Source organism: Streptomyces sp. NPDC018045 (assembly GCF_044327445.1).
Taxonomy (GTDB): Bacteria; Actinomycetota; Actinomycetes; order Streptomycetales; family Streptomycetaceae; genus Streptomyces.
This window is the reverse complement of record NZ_JBIRFL010000004.1, coordinates 551896-566939: the sequence shown is the minus strand read 5'-3', so window position 1 is coordinate 566939 and position 15044 is coordinate 551896. Positions and strand designations below refer to the sequence as shown.

Annotated in this window: 18 protein-coding genes; 5 read left to right on the top strand and 13 right to left on the bottom strand. The window is 72.2% G+C overall.

Translation table 11 applies throughout. From position 1 onward, the window contains the following. The first annotated feature begins 293 nt into the window (after window positions 1-293). The 3 genes from ACH4EB_RS13395 to ACH4EB_RS13385 all read left to right on the top strand — a co-directional run bounded on the left by ACH4EB_RS13395 (window position 294) and on the right by ACH4EB_RS13385 (window position 2617). Window positions 294-1301: a hypothetical protein gene (locus tag ACH4EB_RS13395; protein ID WP_398347552.1), complete on the top strand. Its 1008-nt coding sequence runs from the start codon at window positions 294-296 to the stop codon at window positions 1299-1301. Window positions 1302-1372: 71 nt separating this feature from the next. Continuing rightward, window positions 1373-1543, top strand: coding sequence for a hydrophobic protein (locus ACH4EB_RS13390; RefSeq protein WP_398347551.1), 171 nt, complete (start codon window positions 1373-1375; stop codon window positions 1541-1543). A gap of 51 nt (window positions 1544-1594) precedes the next feature. After that, window positions 1595-2617 carry a helix-turn-helix transcriptional regulator gene (locus ACH4EB_RS13385; RefSeq protein ID WP_398347550.1) on the top strand — a complete coding sequence of 341 codons (1023 nt, stop codon included), beginning with the start codon at window positions 1595-1597 and terminating at the stop codon, window positions 2615-2617. Here the strand turns inward: ACH4EB_RS13385 and ctaD are convergent. From ctaD to ACH4EB_RS13330, 11 genes are all read right to left on the bottom strand, one after another. Further along, the gene (gene ctaD / locus ACH4EB_RS13380; RefSeq protein ID WP_398347549.1) at window positions 2520-4256 is read right to left on the bottom strand and encodes a cytochrome c oxidase subunit I; all 1737 of its coding nucleotides are present in this window, start codon (window positions 4254-4256) and stop codon (window positions 2520-2522) included. The two genes, ACH4EB_RS13385 and ctaD, sit on opposite strands and share 98 nt — an antisense overlap. Window positions 4257-4434: 178 nt before the next feature. Continuing rightward, complete coding sequence (locus ACH4EB_RS13375; protein WP_031008978.1) at window positions 4435-4710, bottom strand: gas vesicle protein K; 276 nt, start codon at window positions 4708-4710, stop codon at window positions 4435-4437. A 31-nt stretch (window positions 4711-4741) separates the two neighbouring features. Then, entirely contained in the window at window positions 4742-4963 is a 222-nt protein-coding gene (locus ACH4EB_RS13370; RefSeq protein WP_398347548.1) for a gas vesicle protein, read from the bottom strand. After that, window positions 4960-5787, bottom strand: coding sequence for a GvpL/GvpF family gas vesicle protein (locus tag ACH4EB_RS13365; protein ID WP_398347547.1), 828 nt, complete (start codon window positions 5785-5787; stop codon window positions 4960-4962). The genes ACH4EB_RS13370 and ACH4EB_RS13365 overlap by 4 nt, the downstream gene beginning before the upstream one ends. Beyond that, on the bottom strand, window positions 5784-6104 hold the full coding sequence (locus tag ACH4EB_RS13360; RefSeq protein ID WP_398347546.1) for a gas vesicle protein: 321 nt from the start codon (window positions 6102-6104) through the stop codon (window positions 5784-5786). The genes ACH4EB_RS13365 and ACH4EB_RS13360 overlap by 4 nt, the downstream gene beginning before the upstream one ends. Continuing rightward, window positions 6101-7294, bottom strand: coding sequence for an SRPBCC family protein (locus ACH4EB_RS13355; RefSeq protein WP_398347545.1), 1194 nt, complete (start codon window positions 7292-7294; stop codon window positions 6101-6103). Before ACH4EB_RS13355 ends, ACH4EB_RS13360 begins: the two co-directional genes overlap by 4 nt. Then, complete coding sequence (locus tag ACH4EB_RS13350; RefSeq protein WP_398347543.1) at window positions 7287-7955, bottom strand: DNA primase; 669 nt, start codon at window positions 7953-7955, stop codon at window positions 7287-7289. The genes ACH4EB_RS13355 and ACH4EB_RS13350 overlap by 8 nt, the downstream gene beginning before the upstream one ends. Before the next feature lie 170 nt (window positions 7956-8125). Beyond that, entirely contained in the window at window positions 8126-8371 is a 246-nt protein-coding gene (locus tag ACH4EB_RS13345) for a gas vesicle protein GvpG (RefSeq protein ID WP_398347542.1), read from the bottom strand. A gap of 3 nt (window positions 8372-8374) precedes the next feature. Then, on the bottom strand, window positions 8375-9115 hold the full coding sequence (locus ACH4EB_RS13340; RefSeq protein ID WP_398347540.1) for a GvpL/GvpF family gas vesicle protein: 741 nt from the start codon (window positions 9113-9115) through the stop codon (window positions 8375-8377). Continuing rightward, window positions 9112-9543, bottom strand: a complete 432-nt coding sequence (locus tag ACH4EB_RS13335; protein ID WP_398347539.1) for a gas vesicle structural protein GvpA — start codon at window positions 9541-9543, stop codon at window positions 9112-9114. Before ACH4EB_RS13335 ends, ACH4EB_RS13340 begins: the two co-directional genes overlap by 4 nt. Continuing rightward, window positions 9540-9860 (bottom strand): gas vesicle protein, encoded by a 321-nt coding sequence (locus tag ACH4EB_RS13330; RefSeq protein ID WP_398347538.1) that lies wholly within the window; start codon window positions 9858-9860, stop codon window positions 9540-9542. Before ACH4EB_RS13330 ends, ACH4EB_RS13335 begins: the two co-directional genes overlap by 4 nt. 400 nt (window positions 9861-10260) lie before the next feature. Between ACH4EB_RS13330 and ACH4EB_RS13325 the strand changes: the two genes are divergently transcribed. Further along, a complete protein-coding gene (locus tag ACH4EB_RS13325; protein WP_398347537.1) occupies window positions 10261-10476 on the top strand; it encodes an I78 family peptidase inhibitor in 216 nt (71 codons plus the stop codon). 112 nt (window positions 10477-10588) lie between these two features. Here the strand turns inward: ACH4EB_RS13325 and ACH4EB_RS13320 are convergent, their stop codons facing one another. Together ACH4EB_RS13320 and ACH4EB_RS13315 are read right to left on the bottom strand one after the other, a co-directional pair. Continuing rightward, on the bottom strand, window positions 10589-11611 hold the full coding sequence (locus tag ACH4EB_RS13320; RefSeq protein ID WP_398347536.1) for a phosphatase PAP2 family protein: 1023 nt from the start codon (window positions 11609-11611) through the stop codon (window positions 10589-10591). A gap of 265 nt (window positions 11612-11876) precedes the next feature. Beyond that, a complete protein-coding gene (locus tag ACH4EB_RS13315; protein ID WP_398347535.1) occupies window positions 11877-13055 on the bottom strand; it encodes a hypothetical protein in 1179 nt (392 codons plus the stop codon). Between the two features lie 212 nt (window positions 13056-13267). On the opposite strand from ACH4EB_RS13315, the gene ACH4EB_RS13310 reads away from it, so the two are divergent. Beyond that, a complete protein-coding gene (locus ACH4EB_RS13310) occupies window positions 13268-14887 on the top strand; it encodes an MFS transporter (protein ID WP_398347534.1) in 1620 nt (539 codons plus the stop codon). Window positions 14888-15044: the final 157 nt, after the last annotated feature.

Sequence of the window (15044 nt, the reverse complement as noted above, 5' to 3'; positions counted from 1 at the left end):
GCCGCTACCGATGTCCTAACTCTTTCGGAACAAGTTGGCCAAACGCCCCAACCCGGAACCCGGGAACACGGTCCAACCGTTCGACGGGGTGGACGACGGTACTCGTCCGCGGTGACCAAGGGATACGGGGACGGAATACGGGGACGGATGCACAGCTCATTCCTGATTCACCACGCCCACGGCACCGGCGGGACCGTCCGGACCGGCGCCCGGCCGGCGCGTTCCCGCCCGGAGCACGGGGCGTACGCAACCAAGGACGCGGCGCAGGCCGCTGTGAGAGGGGTGCGGAGGGTATGAACGCGTCGACGCAACTGCCCGTGACGGGCGCCGGGACGGCCGGTCCCGAAGCGGTCGCTCCCGTGCGGGCCGAAGCCACCACCACGGCCCCCGCCGGCCCGGACGCCATGGCCGCCGGCCGCGGTGTCCGCACGCCGTACGGAGCCGCGCAGCCGCTGCGCGCGGACTGCATCGCCGACTCCGCCGGCGGCCTGACCTTCGACATCACGGCCCCGCAGGGCACCAGGCCGGTCTGGAGCGCGGCGCTCGTCCTCAGCCCGCGCGACGGCACCGCCGACGAGGAGCTGCGGCTGCCGCTCGGCCCGAACGGTTCCGGCCGGCTGCGCGCCGTCCTGCCCAGCACCGTCGCGCTCCCCGAGGGCCGCTGGAACGCCTACGCCGACCTCGGCGACGGCCGCGGCCCGCAGCGGCTGCTGCCCGGCGTCAACGACCTGCGCTCGCTGGTGGACCGCCGCCCGCTCGCCGGGGTCGGCCGGCTCGGCGTACGCATCCCGTACACGACCAGATCCGGCAGCCTCGCGCTGCGGAGCTGGCTGCGCGGACCGCACGCCGAGGTCGGGGGCGTCCTCGTCGACGCCGGCGGCGTGACGGTGGCGGGCCGCCTCTACGGTGCCGCCCTCGGACCGGGCGCCCGCGCCGAGGCCACGACCCGCCGCGGCGCTCCGGGGGCGGACGGCGCGGTCTGCCGCATCACCGTCCCGCTCACCGGCGACGGCCCCGAATTCGCCTTCACCCTGCCCTACGCCCAGCTCGCCGAGCGCTGGGAGGGGGGCAGCGAGCGCTGGGACCTGTGGCTGCGCGCGGACGAGGAGGCCGAGCCGGTCCGGATCGCCCGGCTGCTCGACGACGTACCGGAGAAGAAGGAAGTCGTCACCCACCCGGCGCTGGCCGTCGGCTGCCCGTCGGGCCGGCTGAGCATCGGCCCGTCCTACACCCGGGACAACGACCTGACGGTCCGGGTCACGGGCGGCGGAGCGGACGGGACGGCCCCGGTCCGAACTTGACCGGACCCCGTCAGGCAGGACGCATAACACCGCACACCTGGGGCACTCGGAGCAGCGGAGGTGCGATACACATGGTTCCTGTTCTTCTGGTACTGCTTCTGGCCGTGATCCTGTTCGGCGCGGGTTTCGCGCTCAAGGCCCTGTGGTGGGTGGCCATCGCGGTTCTCGTCGTATGGCTGCTCGGCTTCCTGTTCCGTTCGACGAGTGCGGGCGGTGGTCGCACACGCTGGTACCGGTGGTGACCCGATAGATCCGGTCCGTAGCCGTCCGCATGCCCTGCCAGACTGCCCGGCATGTTGGAGACCTCGGCACGACTTCTGCGCCTGCTCTCGCTTCTGCAGGCGCACCGCGAGTGGACGGGCGCGGATCTCGCCGACCGGCTCGGCGTGACTCCGCGCACCGTCCGCCGCGACATCGACCGCCTGCGCGAACTGGGTTACCCCGTCCACTCGGCCCCCGGCACCGCCGGGGGCTATCGACTGGGCGCGGGCGCCGAACTGCCACCGCTGCTCCTCGACGACGAGGAGGCGGTGGCAGTCGCCGTCGGGCTGCGCACCGCCGCGGCCGGCGGCGTCGAAGGCATCGAGGAGACCTCCGTACGGGCCCTGGCCAAGCTGGAACAGGTACTGCCCCACCGGCTGCGGCGCCGCGTCGGCGCCCTCAACGCCTTCACCGTCCCCATGCTCGGCCGCCCGGGGCCCCGGGTCGACGCCGCCGTCCTCACCGAACTGGCCCATGCCTGCCGGGACAGCGAACGGCTGCGCTTCGACTACGTCGGCCACGACGGCACGACCGGCCGCCGCACCGTCGAGCCGCACCGCCTGGTGTCCGCGCAGCGCCGCTGGTACCTCGTCGCCTGGGACGTGGACCGCGGGGACTGGCGGACGTTCCGCGCCGACCGCATCACCCCCGCCCCGCCGCACGGCCCGCGCTTCACCCCGCGCCCGGCCCCGGCCGACGACCTCGCCGCGTACGTCTCGCGGGGCGTGTCCACGCACGCGTACGCCGAGCGGGCCACCCTGGTGCTGCACGCCTCCGCCGAGGAGGCCGCCCAGCAGATCACCCCGTCCGACGGTGTCCTGGAACCGCTCGACGCGCACCGCTGCCTGCTGCACACCGGCGCGCACCGCCTGGACGTCCTGGTGATCCACGTCGTCCTGATGGGCTTCGACTTCGAGGTGCGCGAGCCGCCGGAGCTGACGGACCGGATCCGGGAGATCAGGGACCGGCTGACCCGGGCGCTGCATCCGGCTCCTTCGAAGGCCGCCCCGGCTCCTCCGGATCCTCCCGCGGCCCCGGGGCGTCCGGCGGGCTGAGCCGCGCGATGTCCGGGTGGTGCAGGTCGAAGGCGGGCGACTCCGAGCGGATGCGCGGAATGGTCAGGAAGTTGTGGCGGGGCGGGGGACAGGAGGTCGCCCACTCCAGGGAGCGGCCGTAGCCCCACGGGTCGTCCGTCGCCACCTTCGTGCCGTACTTCGTCGTTTTCCAGACGTTGTAGAGGAACGGCAGGGTGGACAGGCCGAGCAGGAAGGCGCCGACGGTCGAGAGGGTGTTGAGCGCGGTGAAGCCGTCGGCCGCCAGGTAGTCGGCGATCCGGCGCGGCATCCCCTCCACACCCAGCCAGTGCTGGACGAGGAAGGTGGTGTGGAAGCCGGTGAACAGTGTCCAGAAGTGCACCTTGCCCAGCCGCTCGTCGAGCAGCTTCCCGGTGAACTTCGGCCACCAGAAGTAGAAGCCGGCGAACATCGCGAACACGACCGTGCCGAAGACGACGTAGTGGAAGTGGGCCACGACGAAGTACGTGTCGGTGACGTGGAAGTCCAGTGGCGGCGACGCCAGGATGACCCCGGTCAGCCCGCCGAACAGGAAGCTCACCAGGAATCCGACGGCCCACAGCATCGGCGTCTCGAAGGACAGCGAGCCGCGCCACATCGTGCCGATCCAGTTGAAGAACTTCACGCCCGTCGGCACGGCGATCAGGAATGACATGAACGAGAAGAACGGCAGCAGCACCGCGCCCGTCGCGAACATGTGGTGCGCCCACACCACGACCGACAGCCCGGTGATCGCCATCGTCGCGCCGATCAGCATCACGTAGCCGAAGATGGGCTTCCGCGAGAAGACCGGAATGATCTCGGTGATGATGCCGAAGAACGGCAGCGCGATGATGTAGACCTCGGGATGCCCGAAAAACCAGAACAGGTGCTGCCACAGCAGTGCGCCGCCCCACTCGGCGTCGAAGACCATCGAGCCGAAGCGCCGGTCCGCCTCCAGCACCAGCAGCGAGGCCGCCAGCACCGGGAAGGCGATCAGCACCAGGATCGAGGTGAACAGCACGTTCCAGGTGAAGACCGGCATCCGGAACATCGTCATGCCCGGCGCGCGCATCCCGATGATGGTGGTGATGAAGTTGACCGAGCCGAGGATGGTGCCGAAGCCGGACAGCGCCAGCCCCATGATCCACATGTCGGCGCCGATACCGGGGGAGCGGACCATCGAGCTGAGCGGGGCGTAGGCGGTCCAGCCGAAGTTCGCGCCGCCCGTCGGCGTCAGCAGGCTGCCCAGCACGATCAGCCCGCCGAAGAGGAACAGCCAGTACGAGAGCATGTTCAGCCGCGGGAAGGCCACGTCGGGCGAGCCGATCTGCAACGGCATGATCTCGTTGGCGAAGCCCGCGAAGGCCGGGGTGGCGAACAGCAGCAGCATGATCGTGCCGTGCAGCGTGAACGCCTGGTTGAACTCCTCGTTCGTCAGGATCTGGAGCCCGGGCCGGGCCAGTTCGGCCCGCATCAGCAGCGCCAGCAACCCGCCGACCAGGAAGAAGCCGAACGCGGTGATCAGATAGAGATGGCCGATCTTCTTGTGGTCGGTGGTGGTCAGCCAGTCCACCACCACCGCGCCGGGCCGCCGCGCCCGCACCGGTTGCGGGCCGGCCTCCAGGGTGTCCGTACCCATCTGCGCCACCTCGTTCGCCAAGAAGCACCGGAAGCAGCCGGAGGCGCCGGTGCATACCGGAAGTCGTTGGGGGACGTGCTCAGGCTCAGCCATGATGGCCGTCCGGGCCCGGTCGCGCGAGGGGGCGTGCGCAGCCCGGCCGGATCATTGCGGCGGGCCGCGCGGGGCGGCACGGCGCTCACTCCCGGGGCAGCAGCGGGCCCAACGGCCCGAGGTCGAGGTTGAGTTCGTCCTTCCCGATGCCGTACCGCTCGCACAGCTCACCCATCCGCCGCTCCAGCAGCATCAGTGTCAGGCCGATCCGCTCCTCCTGATCCTCCGACAGATCGCCCTGGTCCACGCGGCGCAACGCCTGCCGCTCCATGAGCTGGTGCAGCAGTTCCACCACCGTCAGCACGAGCCGCACCAGGTCGCGCTCCACGGTGTCCTCGTCCAGTTCGACACGCCGGCTCACGGCGCCACCTCCTCCTCGGCTGCCTCGGACCTCATGACTCCAACTCCTCGAACGGCGAGGGAATGTTGGCGTTGACCGAGCTGATCAGGGCCCGCAGGTCGATCCGGACGAGATCCACCTCGGCGATGCGCAGGGTGAGGTCCCCCGCGATCACCGCGCCGCCCGCCAGCAGCCGGTCCAGCAGGTCGACCAGGGCGATCTGCCGTTCGGCCAGCGGGTTGTCCGGCTGCGGGCCGGCCACGGGCGATGTCATGGGGCACCGGCCCCGGTGGCCCGGCCCGCCTCCGGGGCCTGCGGCGGCTGGGCGAAGGAGTACGGTGCCCACGGCCCGGTCAGCTCGATCCGCACGCCCGGGCTGCGGTCCGCCAGCTCACCGACCAGGCCCGCGAACGCCCCGGCCTGCTCGCGGGGGATCAGATAGGCGCCGTTGAGCACGTTGCGGCCGCTGACCCCGGAGAGCCGGGCGTCCTGCGGACGGTGCAGCCGGCTGCGCTCGGCGAACTTGTCCAGCGCCTCGTGGGCGGCGCGGGCCAGCTCGTCGGCGCGCCGCTGGTTCTGCTCCTGGGCCTGCCGGTGGGCGAGCCGCCGGCGCAGGAAGTCCCGGCCCGAGCTGTCCGCGGGCGCCTGGCGGGCCGAACCGCCCGCGGGCACGGCCGGCTTGGCGGTCCCGGCGTCCTCGACGTACGCCTTGACGCCCCACTCCATCCGGCCGTCCAGGCTCACCAGCGCGCTCAGGAACTCCTCGGCGCGCTGCGCGAGCACCTGCCGGACCCCGCGCGTGTCGCGGTGGACCGTCACCAGGCGCAGCGGCAGCACACAGAACTCCGCGGCCGCGGTGTCCACCACGCTGCGATGTGCCCGGGCGGTCCGTTCCAGCCACGCCATGTCCTCCAGGTGGGCGCGGAGCGCCTCCTCCTCGAAGTCGGCGGCCGGCACCCGGGAGACCAGGGCGGCCAGCGCGCCCTCCGTGACGGTCTCCACGGGTGCGTCCGCGACGCCGAGCAGGCCGTCCGGCGGTCGGCAGCCGGCCCGGGCCACGGCGTAGGTGTACATCAGCTCGGCGCCGTGCGTACTCAAGTGATCTCCTCTCGCGTCTCCTGCTCCTCCAGGGCGGCGATCCGCTCGCGCAGCCGCTCGTTCTCCCGGGCGAGTTCGCGGCGCCGGGCACCGGAGGACAGCGACGGGTCGTCGCGCCACCAGTCGATGCCCATCTCCTCCGCCCGCTCGACCGAGGCCACGATCAGCCGCAGCTTGATCGTGAGCAGTTCGATGTCGAGCAGGTTGATGCGGATGTCCCCGGCGATGACCACGCCCTTGTCCAGGACGCGTTCGAGGATGTCGGCGAGGTTGGCGCCGCCGTTGGATCCGTAGGGGGACGGGACCTGGGAACTCATCGGGCCGGCTCCGGTTCGCGCTCGTCCTCGGCGTCCTCGGCGTCCTCGGCGTCCTCGGCGTCGTCCTCGTCCACCGGTTCCTCGTCGTCGTACGTGTCCTCGGCGTCCTCCTCGTCGGTGTCGTCCTCGGCGTCGCCGGTGTCCTCGTCGTCGTAGGCGTCCTCGGGCTCGTCCTCCGGCTCGTCCTCGTACCCGGCGTCGGCGCCGTCCGCGTCCTCGTCGTCCGCCTCGGTGTCCGCCTCGTCGTCCTCGTACGCGTCCTCGGTTTCCGGCTCCTCGCCGTGGGAGTCCGAGGAGTCGCCGGACTCCTCCTCGTACGCGTCCTCGGACGGCTTGGCCGCGCCCTCGGTGTCCCGCTCCCCGCGGCCCTCCTCCTCGCGCTCCAGGGCCTCGTCGTGGCCGACCACGACCTCGCCGTCCCGGATCTCGCCGCGCCACTCGCCGGTCGCCTCGCCCCGCATCATCACGAAGCGGCGGAAGTTCTTGAGGTCGAGCCGTGCGCGGCGGCCCTGCGCCCGCCAGATGTTGCCGGTCTTCTCGAACAGGCCCTTCGGGTGGTACTCGATGACCAGCAGCACCCGGGTCAGGCTGGCGGCCAGCTCGTGGAAGGTGACGACGCCCTTGAGCGTGCCCTTGGCGCCCTCGGCGGTCCAACTGATGCGCTCGTCCGGGACCTGCTCGGTGGTGTGCGCCTGCCAGCTCCGGGTCGACCAGAAGATCTTGGCGCGCCAGTTGGAGTCGGTGGCGTCCGCGGACTCCACCCCCTGCACCCCCTTGGCGAAGGTGCTGAACTCCTGGAACTGCGTCCACTGGTTGTACGCCTCGCGGACCGGCACGCCGACGTCGACGTCCTCGCTGATCGTCACGTACTTGCCCTTGCCGCCACCGCCCTTGCGCCCGCCGGTGAGCTTCTTGAAGGCGCCCTTGACGGAGTTCTTGGCGGTGTCCTTGACCGCGCCCTTGAGGGTGTCCTTGAGCACCGGGCCGACCAGGCTGTCGCTGCGCCCCTCGGCCACGTCCGTGAGCCGGGTGGTGGCCTCGCCGAGCCGCTTCCCGGTGGCCACCAGCAGGCGCTGGGCCTGCGCGGCGGCGAACGAGACGGCTTCCTCCTTGAGGCGGTCGACGGCCGGGTTGCCGGCCACGGTGTCCTTGACGGCGGCCATCGGGCCGCCGGACCTCGTCTCAGCCACGGTCCTCACCTCCGCTCCGCCGGGTGGTGGAGCGGGCCGTCTTCTTCGCGGCCGAGGCGGTCTTCTTCGGTGCGGCGGCCGCCTGCTTCGCGGGCCGCTTGCGCTTGCCGGGCGCGGACTTGGCACCGGATGCGGCGCCGGACTTGGCCGGGGACGCCGGGGACTTGGAGGAGCGCGCGCTCTGCTTCTTGGTGGCGCCGCGTCCCTCGCCCCCGGACTTCCGCGAGCCGCTGCCGCGGCTTCCCGACGTCTCTTCCTCGCCGTCGTCGGAGGCTTCCTCGTCGTCCCGTCCGCCGCCGGCCACGCCGCGTACGGTGTCCGCGGCCTTGCCGCCGGCCGCGCCCGCGTCGAGCTGGTCGCGTACGTTCAGGGTCCGCTCGTGCAGGCTGTCCGCCAGGGAGTCGAGGCGCTTGGTGACCAGCGCGCCGGTCGCCGCCTTGCCCACACCCTTGAGGTCGCCGCGTAGCTGTTCGCGCAACTCCTTGAGCTGCGGGTTGGCGGCTATCTGGTCGTTGACCAGGGAGACCAGTTGCTGCGGGCTCAGATTCAGGCGCTTGCCCAGGACCATGCTGCCGATACCGATGGCGAGCTTGGCCTTCTTGGTGCGGCCGAGCAGATAGCCTCCGGCGACGGCCAGCACCAGTGCCGGCCGGTTCTTCATGTCGGGGATCTCCTCCGTGTCGGGTCGCGCTCGTCCGCCGTCCCGTTCCCGGCTAGGGCGTCGTGCGCGGTGCTTCCGGGGATCTCGTACTGTCCGGGTGTCCTCGCGTCGTGGAGAGCGCCGCGGGGGCGCCGTGGGGTGCCGCCCCGTGCGGAGCGGCGCGGGGGCCGCTACGCCCCGGCCTGCCGCTGCCGCAGCTCCTCCAGCCGGTCCAGCAGCGCGTCCTCGCGCCGGTCGAACTCGGCCTCGTCGATCTGCCCGTTGTCCAGTTGCTCCGCCAGTTCGCGCAGTTCGCGCTGGACCACGGCCGGGTCGTAGTACTGCCGCTCGGCCTCGGTGAGGACCTGCCGCAGCACCCAGCCGGTCCCGCGTACGGGAGCGGCCGGGAGCAGCAGCAGTTCCTTGATCAGGCCCATCGGTCACTCCGCGGCGGCGGACTCTAGCGGGCGGACGAAGCTGTACGGCGGCAGCGGCCCGTTGACCAGCAGCTCCAGGTGCGGGTGGTCGGCGCCGAGCTGGTCGGCGGCGTCCAGGAACGCGGCCGCGTCCTCGCGCCGCATCAGGAACGACAGGTTCACCAGCCAGCCGGAGCCCTCGGGCCCGGGGCAGGACTGCTCCGCCTTCGGCGTGAGCGCCGCTTCCACGGTGTGCGCGTCGGCGACCTCGCGGGCCCGTACGGCGTTGGCGACCAGTTCGCCGAGGCGCAGCTTCTCCTGGTACGCGCCGCCGCCGGCGGCCTGGTTGGCCTCGTTGAGGGCGCGGATCTCGGGCTCCTCCGTCAGCACCCGCCGCAGCACGTCCTCTTCGCGGTGGGCGGCCTTGAGGTTGTACTCGACCCGTCCGTTGAGGTCGTCGAGCTGCGCCTGGTAGTGCTCGGCGTGCTCGGCCAGGACGCTCTGGACCGCTTCGTCGTTGTCGGAGAGCGAGCCGAAGCGCAGCGGCAGCACCGCTCCGTCCGCCCCGGCCTCGGTCAGGACGTGCTGGTGGGCGAGGAGGTCGCGGCGCTTGGGCCGCAGCTTGTCGGGGCAGTCGCTGACGATCGCCGCCAGCTCGCCCTGGCGGACGACGCGGACCGGCCGCGGCGGGTCGCCGATGCCCAGGATCTCCTTCTCGGGCGTCGGGTGGTCGGCGCGGGCGATCCCGTAGACGTACGTGCTCACTCGCTCTCCTCCTTCTTACGGGAGGTGGTGCGCCGCGTCCTGCGCTGCGGTTCGCCGTCGCTCTCGGCCTTGTCCCGCCCCTGGCCGATCGCGTCGGCGAAGGTCTCGGCCGCGCCGGAGAGCGCGCCCTTGGACTTGCCCTTGGCGCCGGACTCGGTGACCTGGCCGACGACGTCGGGCAGGCCGGGGCTCTTGTTGGCGCCGGTCTCCAGGTCGAGGCGGTTGCAGGCCTCGGCGAAACGCAGGTAGGTGTCGACGCTGGCCACCACCACACGGACATCGATCTTGAGAATCTCGATACCGACCAGTGAGACGCGGACGAACGCGTCGATCACCAGGCCGCGGTCGAGGATCAGCTCCAGTACGTCGTAGAGGCCACTGGTGCCGCCCCCGCCCCCGGACTGCTGTTGTGCCGGGACAACGGTCATGATCGCGGTTTTCCTCTCGCACGCTCGTAGCGGCTGACGCGCCGATAGCCGGTGAGCATTCCGTCCGGGTCGAGAGTGACCTCGTACAACGCCATGAGGCTCATCGTCTCGGGTACCCGGGCGAGCTCCAGCACCTCGGTCTCCAGCACCCAGCCCTCCTCGGTCCTCTCGAACCGGGACACCGTCTCGGGGGTCAGTCCCGTCAGCTCGGAGAGCTGTTCCCGGGCCGACCGCAGGAGTTCCGGTGCGCTGGGGCGGGCGGACGCCGCTCGGTGGTTGTTGCTCTTGTCCGGTGTGTTCGCTGTGTTGTCTCCCATGGGCTCCTCGGCATCAGCGAGTACCGCGGGGCGGTGGACCCAAACCCGTCCACCGGCACCGATGCGTGCGAAATATGCTGTGGCAGCGTGCCGTCGGCCCATTTCGCGGGTGTCGGACAACGGAAAAAAGAAGGAATGGACGGCTGCTGACGGGGAATTAATTCCGGTCGCTCCCGGAGCGTCCGGCGGTGGCCGCACACCGGCGATCAAGGCTGAAATCAGGTCGTCTTCGATTCCCACCCGGTTGGTGCAGTGCCCGGCTCGTACGGGTGAGGGAATCGGCGGCAAACACACGCCGTCATGCTGTGACAGAAGTGTGACCAAGGGGGGACCGGGCGGGTACGCGCGTGTGGCACCCCGGCCCTTCCGCCTGCCCCGCGGTACGCCTACGGTGGCTGCCATGGCACCCGTACCGAAGCTCCCCCGCGAACCCGACGACGACCCCGAGACCTATGTCGGGCTGGCGCGGGAGGCCGCCGAGGAACGCGCGCGCGAACGCGGCTGGACCACGGTCCGGTCCCTGGCGCCGGGCTCGATCATCACCATGGAGTACCTGGGGGGCCGCCTGAACTTCGAGGTCGAGGACGGCGCCGTGACCCGGAGCTGGAAGGGCTGAGGCGACGCCCCCGTGACAAGGCGACGGCCCCGGCGCTCCAGGAGGAGCGGCCGGGGCCGTCGGCCGCGCGGGGGAGAGGCTGTGCGTACCGTCCCCGCGGGTGTGGTGGCGGTCAGGTGCCGCCGGTGCGGCCGCGGACCGGGGCCGGGGCCAGCGGCGCGGTGCGCGGCGCCCGGTCGGCGTGCGGCGGGCGCCGGCTCCCGGTCGGGGTGACCGGGGTGCGCTCCGAGCGGGCCGTGTGCGGCCGCGGCGGGTGGAACGGACGGGCGTCCGCGGTACGGGTGGCGGTGCCGGTGCGCGCGGTGCCCAGCGCGTCCCGGACCAGCACCTCTTCCTCGGGCGCGGGGCGCGGCGCGGACAGCGCGGAGTGGGCGGGCGCCGGGGCGAGCGGCGCGGGCGCCGGCAGCCGGCGAGTGCGCAGCCGCAGCCACAGCGTCGTCAGCCGGGCCTCGGCCCACTCCACCGCGGGCTCGAACCAGGGCAGCGCGAGCAGCACCAGCAGCCCGGCGGCCCAGCCGAGCAGCACATCGCTGACCCAGTGGGTACCGAGGTAGACGGTGGTCATGCCGACGCCCAGGGCGCCGAGCGCGGCGATCACCGACAGTGCGCGGCGGCGCAGCGGCGTGGTCGCCAGATAGGCCAGGACGCCCCAGGTGACGACGGCGTTCGCGGTGTGACCCGAAGGAAATATATCGCCGCCCAGCCACATCTCGTTGGCGCCGATGGTGGTCGCGTAGTGGGGGCCGAGCCGGCCCATGCCCAGCTTGGCGGCGCCCGCGGTGATGTTGAGCAGCAGCAGGGAGGTGCCCAGCACCAGCAGCGGGTGGAGGTTCTTCGTCCGCCAGCAGCGCCAGCCCAGCCAGGCCGCCACGGCGACCGCGGTGGGGCCGCGCTGGCCCAGGACCACGAAGTAGTCGAGGAAGGCATGGATCTCCGGCCACTGCTTGTACGGCCGGAACAGCATGGCCTGCCAGTCGAAGGTGACCAGCCATGAGGTGGCGAGCACACCGGCCACGATCGCCACGTACACCGCGAGCGTGCCCCCGAACAGCCACCAGCGGGTCCGGGTCATGCGTGACGGCGGGCGGTCGGGCGGGTGCTCCTCCATCTGGTCGAGCTTGTCATCGGTACGCACTCAATCGACGTTACCGCGTGTGATGTCGGCGCTTGGTCAAACTGTGAGCTTTGTAATGACGATGTGATGTGCAATCTGTCTCAAACGCGACTTTGGCCATGGGTTTTCGGGGGGAATTCAGCGGCCGCCGGATTAGCTCCGGGAGGGGTGCCGGAGGCCGTACCGAGAGGGCCCTTTCCAATTCGTCGGCGGATTTTATCGCCGATTCGTGCAGGCGTCGCGGTCCGTTTCCCCGGAGAGGCACTCACGGAGGGGAATCCTCCGTTCACGGCGGGCCCGATCCGTTCAGCCAGAACGCTCCGTACACCGCCGACCCCGCGCTGACCAGGGCCGTCACCGTCCAGGCCGGCGCCGGACGCCACCGCGCCAGCCCGGCGGCGAGCGGCAGCAGCAGCGGATAGGCCGGCATCATCAGCCGGGGCTTGGACCCGAAGTACCCCTTGGCCGTCAGGGCCAGCAGCAGGACGACGCCGCCGTAGACGAGCAGCGGCAGCGGCTGTCCCCGGCGCGCGCCCAGCACGTAGAGCCACCCGACCAGCGCGACACCGGCCAGCAGTCCGAGGCCCGCCGGAAATCCGAGGTCCCACAGGAACGAGGCGAAGGCCACGCCGCCGTCGAACCCGTTGCCCCAGCCGCCCTGGACGTCCAGGTAAGCGGTGAGCCCGCCCTCCCGGGCGCCCACCCAGAGGAAATAGCCGCACCAGCCCAGCGGCGCCAGCAGCACGCCCAGCAGCATCCGCCGGTGCCGGCCCCAGCGCGGGCCGCCGCCCGGCGGTCGGTCCCGCCACAGCGTCACCGCCGCGGTGATCCACACGGCCGCGACCACCGCGGCCCCCACCGGCCGGGTCAGCCCCGCCAGCGAGGCCAGCACCCCGGCGGCCACCCACCGGCCGGTCAGCACGCAGTACACCCCCCACGCCGCGAGCGCGGTGAACAGCGACTCCGAGTACGCCATCGACTGCACGATCCCCACCGGCAGCGCCGCCCACAGCGCGGCCAGCGCCACCCCGGCCCGCGGACCGTGCAGCCGTTCACCGGTCAGGTACAGCGCCCAGGCGGCGGCGAGCGACGCGAGCCAGGACACCACCAGACCGGCGTCGGCGGCGGACAGCGGCAGCACCGCGGACAGCCCCCGCTCCAGCCACGGCAGCAGCGGGAAGAACGCCAGATTGGAGTGCACGTCCCCGTCGGCAAGCCGGACGCTGTAGCCGTACCCCTGCTCGGCGACCCGGGTGTACCAGAGCGCGTCCCAGCGGGCGGTGAGCAGGGTGTGCCAGCTCTTGCCGTGGGCGGCGGACCAGACGGCCAGCGTGCCGAGCCCCAGCGCCCGGATCGCGGCGTACACCAGCAGGGCGGGGGCGGCCCGGCGCAGCGCGGAGCGCACCCGGCCTCCCCGGCCGGTGCCGGTCCGCTCCGGAACACGGAAGGGCGCAAGATCGTTCATCCGGTGGATTATCCCGTGGCCGGAGTCCGTCGTCCGTCAGCGGGTATGGGAACCGCCGGACCCTGCGATGAGCGTCTCATCGTGGGGTGAGCCACGCGTCACGTCACGCGACTCGCGTAGTCTGACGTCTCAACTCGCCCGCCCGCCGGTTCCGCCGGAGCGCTTCCCGCGCCCCGGCACGCGGCAGCGAGAGCATGACAGGAGGTACGCGAATGTCCGGGACGACCACGTCCGGCAGCGAGCGGACGGCGGGTGTTCCCCGGCATGGAGGCAGCGGCGCGGGCCGCTGGACCGTTCTGGTCGTGCTCTGCGTCAGCCTGCTGTTCGTCGCGCTGGACACCACCATCCTGTACGTGGCGGTGCCGTCGGTCACCGAGGACCTGCGCCCCGGGCCGGTGGAACTGCTGTGGATCGTGGACATCTATCCGCTGATCGCGGCGTCCCTGCTCATCCTCTTCGGCACGCTCGGCGACAAGGTGGGCCGCCGCCGCATCCTGCTCCTGGGATACGGCCTGTTCGGCGCGGCCTCGGCCGCCGCCGCCCTGGCCCCCAACCCGCAGACGCTGATGATCGCCCGTGCACTGCTCGGCATCGGCGGCGCGATGATCATGCCGGCGACGCTGTCGATCCTGCGCCAGGTCTTCCCCGACCGGCGCGAGCGGGCGGTCGCCATCGGTGTGTGGAGCGCGGTGGCCGCAGTCGGCGCCGCCGTCGGACCGGTCCTCGGCGGCTTCCTCGTCGAGAACTTCTGGTGGGGTTCGGTCTTCCTCATCAACATCCCGATGATGGCGGTCATGGCCCTGATAGGACGCTGGCTGCTGCCGGAGTCCCGGGGCGAGCGCAACGGGCCCTGGGACACCGTCGGCGCCGTCGTCGCGGCGCTCGGCGTGCTCGGCGTCGTCCTCGGCGTCAAGCGCATCGGCAGCGGCGAGGCCCTGGTGGGCCCGACCACCCTGGGCTCCCTCCTCGTCGGCGCCCTGCTGCTCATCGTCTTCGTACGGCGCCAGCGCAAGCGCGAGCACCCGCTCATCGACATGCGGCTGTTCGCCCGCCCGGCCTTCGGCACCTCCGTGGGCTGCATCGTGCTGGCGATGCTCGCCCTCGTCGGGCTGCAGCTCATAGCAGTGCAGTACCTCCAGCTCGTCCTCGGCCTGAGCCCCCTGGAGACCGGGCTGCGGATGCTGCCCCTGGTCTTCGCCGCGATGGCCGCCGGGCTGACCGGCTCGAAGGTCCTCCAGGCCGTCGGGCCCAAGGTGATGGTCTCGCTGGGCTTCGTGCTCACCGCGGCGGCCGTGCTCTGTCTGACCGCGATGGACGAGACGGACCGCCCCTGGCTGCTCGTCCTGGGCTTCGTCCTGCTCGGCTTCGGCTTCCAGAGCACGCTCTTCGGCGCCTACGAGTCGATGCTCAGCGAGGCGCCCGCCGACCAGGCGGGCGGCGCGGCGGCCATCGGCGAGACCTCCTACCAGCTCGGCGCCGGCATCGGCGTGGCCCTGCTCGGCAGCGTCATGAACGCCGCCTACGCGCCGGGGCTGGCCCACGTGGACGGGGTCCCGGAGCGGGCGTCCGCCTCGGCCGCGCACTCGCTGGGCGAGGCGTACAAGGTCGCCTCCTCGCTCGGCGACACGGCGAAGTCGGTGCTGCGCGACGCCGCGCAGGGCTCCTTCGTCCATGGACTGCACGTCACGCTCGTCTCCAGCGCCGCGCTGCTGCTGGTCGGCGCGGCGATCGCACTGCGGCTGCCGCGGCGGGCCGCGGACGCGGGGGACCGGGCCGACGGGGACGGCGCGCACTGCGGCCAGGACCCGGCGCACGCGAACTCCGGCCGGTAGCGGAGCGGGGGAGCGGGGCACAGGTGGGGGCCGAGGGAGTACGGGGCCGAGCGGGGGCTTCGCGGAGGAGACGGGCTGCCGCGTGGGGTCTCGCGTCCCGGATGGGGCCGGGGGCGCCGGCCACGGCGGAGGCTCTTGCCGCCGCGCCACGGCCGGT